Raw genomic sequence first — 12,647 nt, forward strand, 5'->3', positions numbered from 1 at the left:
ACGGAAAGGGGGATTTACTACAATCCCTCTCTCCTCTATCAACAACCATTTAATACAAATAGGTATGAATATACAAAATATCATTATAAAGAAACAAGGGAACAGAATCCCATATCTTACAGAATTACTGCCAAATGGAGAAATTCCGACCAATACAATCCTGTACAAAAAACTGACAGGGCTTGGTGCAACCTTTTCCGAACTGAAAGCAAGGCGTAACTCTATCATTATTGAGCCAAACCGTCCGGTAATCATCGGCAAGTGCGAAGATCCCGAACACCGAAATGACAACTTGTTTGGGGTATGTCATGGTGTCTATACCGATGACATTATTGATTACATAGAAGAAAGCAAGGAGAAGTTTCTGAAAATACTGACAACACCGGAGAGTTTTCCCAAAGTGGAAGAAGCATTGAGAGCTACCAACATTGAAATTCGGTTCGACTGCTTCCTGCTCTATGACGAATGCCATAAAATCATCAAGGATTCAGATTACCGACAAAACATAGCACTGCCTATGGACTTATTCTTTGAGTGTGAGAACAAGGCGTTGGTATCTGCCACGCCTATCGACTTCACAGACCCACGTTTCGAGAGTTTCCAACAAATTACATTAGTACCGGAATTTAACTACACCAAAGACCTTTTTCTGCATATCACAAACAATGTGTTGCAGACCATCAAGGAAACACTTGAGAATTTGGTTGGAAACGTCTTCATATTTTGCAATTCTACCGACATGATTTATAATCTGATGAAACAGCTTGGTGTGTTCGGTGAATCTGCGGTGTTCTGTTCTACCAATAGCGTGAAGAAGCTACGGAATGACAAGGATGTGAAATTCAAGGATGCGCACGAGGATTGGAAACCCAAATACATGAAACGTTATAACTGGCTGACCTCACGTTTTTATAATGCGGTGGATATTAAACTGAATGAGACCCCAAATGTTATCCTACTGTCCAATTGCTACTTGGCTGAATTTACCACAATAGACCCATTCACGGATTCCGTACAAATAGCGGGAAGATTCCGCAATGGCATCGGCTCGTTAAAGCACATCGTGAATATCAATCCGAACTTCCGTGTACAAAGTAAAGAAGAAGTTCGAGGGTACATAAGGGGACTTGAAGTGGCGCATCAAATCTTGAAACAATTTCGTGACACCGCCCCCGATACGGAAAGAAGAAATATTTGGTGGGAATATATCACTTGTTCTCCATTCAACAGGTTTCTTGACAGTAACGGACAAAAGAGTTACTTTTTAATCGACAACTATGTGGACGATGAAGTGGTGAAAGGATATTATAGCGATAAGGCACAGCTATATTCGGCATATCAACAATGCGACACGTTTAATGTCTATATGGAAGAGCGGATATATCGGCTTGGCGATTATGAGAGATTAAAAATGGAGAATCCGAAGCTGACCATCAGAGAAAAGCGTATGCAGATTGTTGAATTGTTGGAAATGCTCGGTGTTTGTGAAACCCGAATGGAGATTGACTATCGGAAAGAGCTTGAAGAGTCAGACCCGTTCATCGTGGAGGCATACGATACGCTAGGTAAAGCCGCCATTGAACATTTACGTTATCGGGAAACAATGATAAGGGAAGCCATGATATTGAAATGCTACCATGAAAAGAGTACAGGCACAGAGGCTATCCAACTCATCAGGAACTCTTTCAAGGAGAATACTTGGTATGCTGACAGCTTTATAAAGAAAGAATTGCAACGGATATTCAAGCTGCTTGGTATCAAATACCCGAAAACTGTCACGTCCCATACTATCGGTGATTTCTTCGAGTACGAGGACAAGCCGACAAAGAAGAAAAGAGGAAAAAGACTTTATAAGTTTAAATTCTAAGAGGTGACAAAAATATAGAAAAAGTACTTTTAAAGGGGTGTTTCTGAAAATGTCACCCCTAAGAATAACAACATAAAACTGAGAATTATATGTTAAATCAAAGAAAAGGAGATATGTACAAGTTTATTAATTTTACTTGGAATCCCATCAAAGGCAAATGCCTGCACGATTGCAGCTATTGTTATATGAAACAGATTAATCCTGATGCCAAAGAGCCAAGACTTACTGAATACGAGTTTAATACGAATCTTGGATATGGCAGGTCTATTTTTATTGGCAGTTCCACGGATATGTTCGCAGAAAACATACCATCCGAATGGATTGCCAGAGTGTTGGATTACTGCTATCAGAACAGTAACATGTTACTGCCCAATACTTATCTGTTGCAGTCCAAGAACCCCAAGAGATTTTTGAAGTTCATCAAACATCCGATGATGGGACGTGCGGTATTCTGCACGACCATTGAGACCAACCGTTTCTACCCGGAGATAATGAACAAAGCTCCAAAGATTGAGGAGCGGGTGGAAGCTATGGAAGAAATAGCAAGACTTGGACGCTCCACAATGGTAACAGCTGAGCCTTTGATGCAGTTTGACCGTGAAGAAATGGTATCTTTTATCAGAAGATGCAGCCCCAAGTTGGTGAACATAGGAAGAAACTCTTGCAGAAAAATTGTACTGCCAGAGCCTACAAAAGAGGATGTCCAGCAACTCATAGTAGAACTGAAATCGTTTACTAAAGTAAACGTGAAAGATAATGCTTTAGAATGGTACAAGTAACGGGAGAGAACGAAAGTTGGAGAAAACCTGAAATATGGTAGAATCCAACTTTTACTTTTTAGTCTAATTATATAACACATACTTTATAATATACCACATATATACATAAACATAAGGAAAGTGGTCTGATACATGAATTTCATATATTCAGTTTATCTGAAAGTCAAAGAAACGGGTATGGGGTGTCTTATATGAAATTCCCCCTCCCGTTCAGTCAATAGTCTCAATATTATTGAGTGACTGGAAAGGCGGTACACAAAACCCTTTTAGTCCCCCTCTCATAGATAAATGTAAAATAGCCAGTATAGTCCTAAACATCTATATAGTAATAAGATTATAAACTTTTAAACTTTTATCAATATGAGAAATTTGGTTATCATGCCAGCTATGGCAAACAATCGTGAGAGAATGAATCTGGGTGAATATGCAGAAGAAGCTACCGTTATCATGGACGAGCCAGTAAAGCCTGCCAATCACTTTATCGAAGCCAACACACAGGAAGTAACATTGAATCATTTAAAGAATGATTGCATTACTCCAGTGTTCTCTAAAGACAATGAACTTACAATCAATCATGCGCAGTTTGTAGAAACAATACAGGATGCAGCACAATCTTTCTTTAATGGTGAAAAGGTGGAACAAGCCACTATCAGAGCAAGCCACATTATTAAAGGTAGAATCCCAGAAGCTATCCACAAACCAGCCAATCAGCTTTTGGAATCTGACAAGACTATCTACTATGAAAGATGTGCTTTCAGCATTGATGTTCCAACCATTTATGAAACTGTGGGAGGAAACAAACTGAATCTTTCCATCGTAGGAGTAAGAGCTTACAACCAGATGAATCTATATTCAAAGAAAGTTCCCGAACTTTTCCGCTTGGCTATAGGCTTTAAGAATCAAGTCTGCTGTAACATGTGCATCTTTACGGATGGTTACAAGGATGATTTGAGAGTAAGCAATACTACAGAGCTATATCGTGCAGCACTGGAACTGTTCAGTAACTACAATCCAGCCAGACATATTTATCTGATGCAGCAGTTAGGCAACACTTCCATGAGTGAACACCAGTTCTGCCAGATAATAGGTAGAATGAGACTTTATCAATGCTTGCCAATAGGCTACCAGAAAGCACTACCCAGAATGTTGCTTACTGATACACAGATAAACAGTGTAGCAAAAGCGTACATTAATGATGAAAACTTTGGCAGCTTTGGAAGTGAGCTTAATATGTGGAAGTTCTACAACCTGTTGACTGGAGCTAACAAGTCAAGCTATATTGATTCATTCTTAGACCGTTCCTTGAATGCTACAGAAATGGCTTTGGGAATCAATTCAGCTTTACATGGTGATGAGAGATATAAATGGTTCATTGATTAAATGAGCTTTATTGATTGAGAAAGAAAAGGGCAGCTATTAAGTTAGTTGTCCTTTTTTATTTCTATCAACATCTAAAACTTACAATTATGGATAAACAGATAGATAAACTTATAGACCATATCAGAGATTTAGAAAACCGTTTAGGCGAAGTGGATAACAACCTTAGATATATAAAGGTAGTACAGGCATTGAAACATTCTTTAGATAAATTGGATGATATGCTTAGAAATAATCAAGAATTGCAGCGTGAATATCAAGCAACCTATCATAGCTATTTCTATACAGGTTGCGGATTCTCCTTTTATGATAGAATCTGTAATTCTATACTGGATTACAAATATGGTAACAGACCATTCTAGGAAAGGCATATAAGAGGTGGGGGAATATTGCCACCTCTTATTAATATTCACTTTGTGGATTAGTGAATGTTTAGCTATAAATCAATTAGTTAGTAAACATAGCTCAAAATTAACATTCACTCTTATTCATTTACTTATAAAACGGAACATTATGTCACTTAAATATTCAAGCACAACAGCAGACTATCTTGTCTGGTCAGATGCAATGAACCTTATCAGAAAACTGGCTAAAGATGATAATTACAAAATCTCACTTCTTATAGCTTTAGGGTGTTTTACTGGATTGAGAATTTCTGATATTCTGGCTTTAAGATGGAAGCAGATATTAGATACAGACGAATTTACTGTAATTGAGAAAAAGACTGGTAAGATAAGAACCATAAGACTGAATTCCCAGCTACAGGAACATATCAGAGAATGTTACGAACATATAAACCCAGTTGGAATAAATGCACCTATCTTAGTAAGTCAGAAAGGTACAGTCTTTTCAGTCCAGAGAATAAATATCATTCTTAAAGAGGTGAAGAAGAAGTACAGGCTAAAGATTAAGAACTTTTCCTGCCATTCACTTAGAAAGACTTTTGGCAGACAGGTTTATAATATGAATAATGAAAATTCAGAGTTAGCATTAGTAAAGCTGATGGAACTTTTCAATCATAGTTCTGTAGCCATTACTAAAAGATACTTGGGATTGAGGCAGGAAGAAATCTTACAGACTTATGAATCTTTAAGCTTCTAAATAATGGGCAGGTAGGTTTTCAGAGAAATATCCTTTCTAATGGGGAGATTCTGAAAATCTACCAACATTATTGTGATTTTTTGTTTTGCTATACCCAATACAGAAAATAAAGAAAATGTAGGTTACTGGATATATAATAGCCTGTATATAGTCCAATACATTGTACTAGTATGTTATATAATAGTATATTTATTAGCACTTTAGTTTGAGTATTAAAAAACCTTTCGCTAACTTTGCAGCAATTCCAGTGACTTATCGAGTTAAGACGCTGGAAGGACATAATTAACGAGAGGTGTTATTGATATTATCTTCTACATTCAAACTTCGCAACTTTGATTACTAGCATGAAGATGATGGCAATAGCACCCACACTTGATATATACCTACCTTATCCCTATAAGGTTTCTATATATTGTTTGGTGTGGGGCTATTGTTTTATCCATGCTAGAGGTAATGCGAAGACCTGAATGTAGGATAAGACAAATATAGTTCCCACACCTTTTTTATTATTAATAGCTTTCTTTGGGGAATTGGAAAGTACAATATAATAGAATCTAAGGACATGAGAAAAATTCTTTTTACTTTAGCATTAATCACTTTTGTGTCAAATGGATACTCACAGGAATGGAAGCCTATTATTACATTGCCCACAGAAAGTAAAACTAATGGTACAGTTCCTACAAAATCTACAACACAAAGGAAAAACAATTATGTAACTAAAAAATATGGTAATAGTGATATTACAATTTATAGGACGAGTGTAACATACGACCCACAATATAATATGTGTGTTACATTAAATATCACAAATAATACAAACAAAAAAATTGTAGCTATTAAAGTCAGAATGCATTACTCAAGTAAAGAACAACAATCTGTTGATGCAGAAGAAGTCTCTGAGAATATTACAATAAATCAAGAAGAAACAGAAAAGATATTCTTATTTGGAAATCCTAAACCTACTTATGCATTTATGATGTTAGGAAAAATCACTGTTTATCTTTCAGATGGAACTATTCAAGAACTATATTAATTCAAGAAATATATTAAACAATAATATAATAAATTGAATAACAATGAAAACATTTAGATTAATTGGAATAACTTTATTTGCAACAATGTTGTTATGTACATCATGTGACTTAATAGCTGAAAAAATAGGATTTAAAGCAAATAAAGAAAAAGAAAAAAGTGAAACGATTGAAACACAAAAGTCCTATGATTATCCTACTCCTGAATCGAAAAAAACAGTCGTTAAAAGATTTACTGTGACAGCCGAAATATATAGAGTTATACAAGAGGGTACAAGCTTCTATGAGAAAGCAACCAATCATTATTCCGATATAGAAATAACCTTATACAGCGATGGAACAGCATATTGTACCTCTATTCCTTCTAATTTGCCTATGCCTGTGAGGTGTCTTGCAAGCGGAAGTTATGATTTTGAATGCAATAATGGACAAATAGTCTATAAATTTAATACAGACGAGATGTTTTAAATAAATGGAGATGCATAAATTTAATAAAGACTCAGCATAACCATGATAAAGAATATTATATATAGATTAGCTTCTGGAGTACTATTTATGCTAACAGCATTATTTTTGTGCGCCGCTACTGGATTAGGAGTGTTTTTTCCAATAAAGATAGTAGGTATCATTGGATTTATTATTGGTTTCCTATTCCCAACCTTATTATCTAGTGATTAATAAGCTAAATTAAAGATTACATATAACTAGGAACATTTAAAAAGGCCAGCCTATTATTATAAGATAGGTTGGCCTTTCAGGTAAAAAACATGACTACATAATTGATTCTTAATCTTAAAAGAACTCTGTTTATAAGATAATAATATTAAGTGTTAGCTTAAATAATATTATATTCTTATCTTTATCAGGAAACAAATTATAGCTATTATAACATTATGGCAGAAATATATGATATTCTTAAAATAGGTAAAGAAAAATACTTGAAAGAAAATCTTCAACAAGAATTCGATGAACAAATAAAAATGTTTAGTGGCCGTACAACAAGTTTTCAATGTAAGGAAGAATACGGAACAAAAAGATATGAAATTAAAACTTTTAAACTTTATCTCGATATGCATCGAGAAGAGCGAAAATATCAAATTGATGAAAAAGATGGTGAATTTATAGTTAAATATGGACTTAAGACTTATTTAATTTTACAAGCCCTTCCTTATCGTGATAAAGAAGATTTTCTAATTGAATTCAAAGAAAGGTTAAATCGGTTAATTTCTAAAGTTAGAAAAGAAGACTATGATGAAAACAGAGCCTTTTATGAAGAAGTACACCTAATGGATAATATGATTCTTGACATAGAAGACCCTATACATGACCAAGAAGGCCTTATACGCTTAGGTTCAATGGCATATAATGATAAAGACAAAGAATTTGCAAAGAAGTACGGAGATGATTTTTTAGCTGATTGGAAATCTTTCAGAAATAAACAAAAAGAGGATTATAAAAAAATAGAAAATTATTATATAGTTTATGAAGATTTATACAATAATCACTTTGAAGATTTAAAATTATATGCCTTAATGTTTAGGAATGTATGGCTGGGCAACTATTATAGTGATCCATTGTCTGTAATATATTTTTCTGAGAACTACAACAATATTGTTGGATATAAAGAAAAATTAAAAACGCAAAATACGCCAAAATCACAAATTGCATTTCTCTATTATGAGAATGAAGCATTATTCCCATATATCTGTAGTGAATATGCTCAAGTATGTTTTTCGAAAAATACCCAAACTATTCCTATTATAAATGCTCTGAATATATTTCAATCAGGAATAATACCTCAAGTCTTTAGCATTGACAATATGACTGAGGAGCAATGCCAAGGCATTTTAAATAAAATAGAAAATCTAAAAGAAAAATACTTATCAATATATGACAAATGCGCTAAGTCAGAAGTAAATATATGCTATAATAAAATTCAATTCACACAAGAAGTTTATATTCCTATACTTGCAGGAATTAACTATTATTTTAGTGGACTTAGCATAGAAAAGCATGATTATTATTATAAGTCTTTTGAAAGAAAAAGATTATTCCGTTTCCTTTTAAAAAAATACAATAAAAAAGATGCTGTAAAAGATGAAGTTCAAAATATTAAAATCATTTTTAATTCGTATGTCAAACAAGTAAACGACAGATTACAAGAACTATATTGTCGAATCAGTAGTCTATCTAATAAAATTCATGCAATAAAAGAAAATATTCAGACACAAGAAAGATATTGTGAACTACAGACAAATGATTATGATTATTTTTTAATAAGAGATTATGAAATGAATCAAGAACATGAAAGAAAAAAACGAGAAATAACGAATAATTTTATCAAATGGAAAAATGAACAAAACCAAAAAATCCAAGAGTATGATAATATTATCAATAGAATAAGAAGACAAATAGATACAACAAAAGAACATTTTGACAGTGGAATAACAAAATTATTGAAAGAAACCTCTCTGTGGAATTTTGTCTATAACAACCAAAAAGAAATAATATATTACATTAATAATTGTAATATTAGGGCATATTATATATGTTGGATAAAAATGCCAGATAAAATGAGAAAAATAGATAAAGATGAATCTATTGCGCCTAATTTCAATTTACATTACAGATATTTATTTTCAAATGGGACGAATAATATACATATATCTTACTCACACCTAATACAATTATGGATAGAAAACATTAAAGTAGAAGAAAAGAAAAAACTTGAACTTGAAAAACAAGAAGAAGAAGCACGTAAAGAAAAATTCAGATTTAATCAAAGGAATACTCATCCTCTTGATTCTAATATATCTTTCCATGCATCTGACCATACTTACATAGTAAATGGAATCCACTTAGAATCTGTAACAACATTTGTCAATAATGCTTTCCCGAAATTTGATGTAGAAGTTCATGCGAAACAGAAAGCTGGGAAACTAGGCATTTCCATGCAAGAAGTAATAGAAATGTGGGAGCAGAAAGGAAAAGAGAGTCGAGATTTAGGTACTATAATGCATCAAAAAATAGAAAACTATTTCAAAGGTATTGATTCCCCTAATGATGAAGCTTTTATGTTGTTCAAAACATTTGCAAATAATTTTAAATTATCTCCATACCGTACGGAATGGTCTGTGTATGATTGGGATTATAAAATAGCAGGAACTATTGATTTTGTAGATTATCAAAATGGAGAATTTTCTATTTATGACTGGAAACGTAGTGATAAAGTTATTGCAAACGGACTTCCAATAAAAAACAATAAATATGGAGAAAAAGGAATTTATCCACTAGAGAATTTAGACAACTCGCCTTATTATCATTATGCTTTACAATTAAGTTTATACAAATTTATATTGGAAAGAAATTATAATATCAAAGTTTCAAAATTGAGATTAGGGATATTCCATCCAAGCTATAACAAACCATATATTTTAGAAATGCCATATCTTGAAAAAGAACTAAATTCAATATTCAACCTTCGCTCTGAAATTATATTTTAACACTACCATAAACTTATGAAGAAAATTCTTATTCTTATATCAATAATTATACCGTTTACATCTTGCAACATTAAAAATAATAGTACAAATCGTGTTTCAACAGTCGACAGTACCCTACAAATAAAGGTAGATTCCATGCTACAAAACAGGCTGTCCGAGCTTGATGCTACATCTGGACAAGTCATTGTAATGGAAGTGCAGACAGGAGAAATTAAAGCCTCTGCTGGTACAGAACTAAAGCCACAAGAATCTGGCTTGATACGTACTGCTTCACTGTTGGCTGCATTGGAAACAAAAACTGTTCAACTTTCTGATACTGTAGACGTAGGTAATGGTACTTTAATTATCGGTAAAGATACCTTACTCGACCATAATTGGTACAGGGGAGGATATGGAAAGATTACCATACAACAAGGATTCGGACTTTCTTCAAATATTGCCAACTATAAAACTGCCAAGCATACATTTAAGGATGCACAGGCTTTTGCGAAAGCACTTGCCAAGTATGGCTATCAAGTGAAAGATACCAGTCTTGCCTATAATCCTTCGGGATATGGAGTGTTCACTACTCCTTTACAGAATCTGAATTTTTATAATGCCATAGCACAAGGTATGATTGGTGATAAAACAGCTGTCAATAATATTAAGCGAGCACTGGAATATACGGTAACGGATGGATTGGCTAGACCAGCCATGTCTGATGAAGTAAAAATAGCTGGAGCAACGGGAACAATACAACTTCCAAATGGTGAATATGCAGTAGAGTTCTGTGGCTATTTCCCTGCCGATAATCCTCAATACAGCATAATTGTGTCCATCAACAAGAAAAATAAACCTGCAAGCGGTGGACTAATGGCTGGAACTGTGTTCAAACAGATTGCAGAGTTCTTAATGGCAAGAAATGATAAGAAATGAAACTACTATTAATCATTATGTTTGAGCTGCTTATACCGCAGTTCTGCATGCCTAACGTCTTTACAGAGAATAAAGAACTATGCCTCAACACTTTTAAAGAATATCTTGAAGCTGGACAAAGAAGAAAAGAAGCGACAGAATTTATTAAATTAATGCTCAAATATTCAGATGAGAGTAAGGCTGAAAAAGAAAGGTCATGGAAGTGGTACCAAGCTAATACAGTACATGTTGATTCTGTTATGCAGCATTGCATAGAATTGACAGAACAAGGAGAAAGTAAACAACTTTTAAATTTACTGGTTGCTGAACGTGAAAACATTTATGCGCATCCTAATAATTCTATCTCTAACTGTTGGGATTTACATTCAGTGTATGCCATGCTATATTCTATCTACATAAAGGATGATAAAGATTACTATACAAAAATTGCAGAATTAGCAGAATATTCTCGTATGCAGATTGAAGTCTATCAAAAGAGCAATGAAAAGCAGCATGTCCTTTATAAACAGGTCTTAAATGAGTTACTGCAAATATACAAGACATTGCAAAATCAAGAAAAAATAAAAGAAGTTGAGAATATTATCAACAGCTTGAATTAGTTAGTCCAGAAACAACAAAAGCCAACCTACCCAATCATACGGATAAGTTGGCTTTTTCAGTTCTAAAACATAACATATATATTAACTTATACGATTATACAGATATGCCTTGAATACTCAAAATGAAATATAACTATTTCTCACAGGTGGATTTTAAAGAAATAATAATCTGATATACCCATTAAATAAGTTCACACCACTACCAGACAATAGCTTGGATATACAATATATGAATGATTTTGAGTAATAGAGAAACTCATATAATACAGTCAAATACAATATCATTCAATAGAGAAAAAAGTTATTGGAACAATCTCAACTATAGGAGTGATTCATTGCATACAAAAGCAATATTGAGTAACTTTGTAATGCAGTGCAAGACTGCAAAGAGATTATTAATTTATTGTCAAATATCTTGGTTTCATTGCCGGAGTTAAACTATGAGTTAAACCAGACATTTTTATTACAATGTTTTTAATATAGATGAGGTAATATAAGTGGCTGTTTTATAGCATAATAATAGGATAAAAGGATGCTCGAATGGTGGAATTGTGCGAGGGACTTAAAATCCCTTGGCCAGTAATGGCTGTGCGGGTTCAAGTCCCGCTTCGAGTACAGATATTATCATTAAAACTCTTGTAAATTAATGTTTTACAAGGGCTTTTCTTTTTTCTGAGTATTCTAAAATTGTTTTAGTTATATTCAATAAGTGTGTTTCTGGAGCTTTGAGTTAAACTGAAAGTGAAACCAAGCGTGGATTTCTTTTTGCTTTTAGTGCGTGTTATAACTGATATTGAATTGAAACTAAGATTTCTCTTGGTCGCATTTTAATCCATGAAGTATATTGTTGGATGGTCGAATAAGTCGTATATCGGTATTCTTTTTGATTGAATAAGTTGCGCAGGCTCATGGAAAACCGCCATTTGTCCTTGATGTACAAAGCTTCTGCATCGGCAAGCCGTACCTGTTGGTGATGGTTTTCGTCGAGCTGGTTATAGTAATGTTCACCAATCAGACGGACTAGTAAGGTGCGGTTTCCTATTTCAAGGTTGATTTTTTGGCGGATATCCCATAAGGCCGGCAGACTGTTTCCTTCTCCGATGAGGGAACGGTTGCAAGTGAAGGAAGCTAAATAGGTGGCGCTGAACCAAGACAGAGGCGACCAGTTGATTTTGGGAATGAGGGCAAGTTGGGTGTAACGGTAGTTTTGGATGGAGCCCTGTCCCGCCTGTTTCCCTTCACTGTGGAGAAGTTGGGTTTCCAGCGAAGTTTTCAGATGCCAGTCATAGAAGCCTTTTGAGAGCAGACTGGTGAGGCTGTAGCTGCGATTACGATTAGGTATCTCCCAAGTTGTAAGAGTGAAGATGCTGTCTTGGTAGTAAGCATTCGGTAAACCACGTATTTTTGTCTCCAACTTCCATCATTAACTTTACGTCCAAAAAGCAAAGTTATGATGACACGAGAAGAAGTAGTAG

General features: G+C 34.1%; 11 protein-coding genes and 1 tRNA gene. 11 read left to right on the top strand and 1 reads right to left on the bottom strand.

Annotated elements, in window-relative coordinates; all coding sequences use genetic code 11:
• Positions 1-64 precede the first annotated feature (64 nt).
• From RDP42_RS09615 to RDP42_RS09665, 11 genes are all read left to right on the top strand, one after another.
• Entirely contained in the window at positions 65-1,867 is a 1,803-nt protein-coding gene (locus RDP42_RS09615; RefSeq protein WP_308763499.1) for a DEAD/DEAH box helicase family protein, read from the top strand.
• Positions 1,868-1,956: 89 nt separating this feature from the next.
• On the top strand, positions 1,957-2,646 hold the full coding sequence (locus RDP42_RS09620) for a DUF5131 family protein (protein WP_308763500.1): 690 nt from the start codon (positions 1,957-1,959) through the stop codon (positions 2,644-2,646).
• Positions 2,647-3,006: 360 nt separating this feature from the next.
• A complete protein-coding gene (locus RDP42_RS09625; protein ID WP_308763501.1) occupies positions 3,007-4,026 on the top strand; it encodes a DUF3871 family protein in 1,020 nt (339 codons plus the stop codon).
• 86 nt (positions 4,027-4,112) lie between these two features.
• Positions 4,113-4,385, top strand: a complete 273-nt coding sequence (locus RDP42_RS09630) for a hypothetical protein (protein WP_022232135.1) — start codon at positions 4,113-4,115, stop codon at positions 4,383-4,385.
• Between the two features lie 151 nt (positions 4,386-4,536).
• Entirely contained in the window at positions 4,537-5,124 is a 588-nt protein-coding gene (locus tag RDP42_RS09635; RefSeq protein ID WP_308763502.1) for a tyrosine-type recombinase/integrase, read from the top strand.
• 562 nt (positions 5,125-5,686) lie between these two features.
• The gene (locus RDP42_RS09640; protein WP_308763503.1) at positions 5,687-6,157 is read left to right on the top strand and encodes a hypothetical protein; all 471 of its coding nucleotides are present in this window, start codon (positions 5,687-5,689) and stop codon (positions 6,155-6,157) included.
• A 43-nt stretch (positions 6,158-6,200) separates the two neighbouring features.
• Entirely contained in the window at positions 6,201-6,623 is a 423-nt protein-coding gene (locus RDP42_RS09645; protein ID WP_308763504.1) for a hypothetical protein, read from the top strand.
• Between the two features lie 425 nt (positions 6,624-7,048).
• Entirely contained in the window at positions 7,049-9,658 is a 2,610-nt protein-coding gene (locus tag RDP42_RS09650; RefSeq protein WP_308763505.1) for a hypothetical protein, read from the top strand.
• A gap of 15 nt (positions 9,659-9,673) precedes the next feature.
• The gene (locus RDP42_RS09655) at positions 9,674-10,573 is read left to right on the top strand and encodes a penicillin-binding transpeptidase domain-containing protein (protein WP_308763506.1); all 900 of its coding nucleotides are present in this window, start codon (positions 9,674-9,676) and stop codon (positions 10,571-10,573) included.
• Complete coding sequence (locus RDP42_RS09660; RefSeq protein ID WP_308763507.1) at positions 10,570-11,172, top strand: hypothetical protein; 603 nt, start codon at positions 10,570-10,572, stop codon at positions 11,170-11,172. Before RDP42_RS09655 ends, RDP42_RS09660 begins: the two co-directional genes overlap by 4 nt.
• Positions 11,173-11,706: 534 nt before the next feature.
• Positions 11,707-11,787, top strand: a tRNA-Leu gene (locus RDP42_RS09665).
• Between the two features lie 166 nt (positions 11,788-11,953).
• Here the strand turns inward: RDP42_RS09665 and RDP42_RS09670 are convergent.
• On the bottom strand, positions 11,954-12,586 hold the full coding sequence (locus RDP42_RS09670) for a hypothetical protein (RefSeq protein WP_308763508.1): 633 nt from the start codon (positions 12,584-12,586) through the stop codon (positions 11,954-11,956).
• Positions 12,587-12,647 lie beyond the last annotated feature (61 nt).

It is taken from the genome of uncultured Bacteroides sp. (genome assembly GCF_902472605.1).
Classification (GTDB): domain Bacteria; phylum Bacteroidota; class Bacteroidia; order Bacteroidales; family Bacteroidaceae; genus Phocaeicola.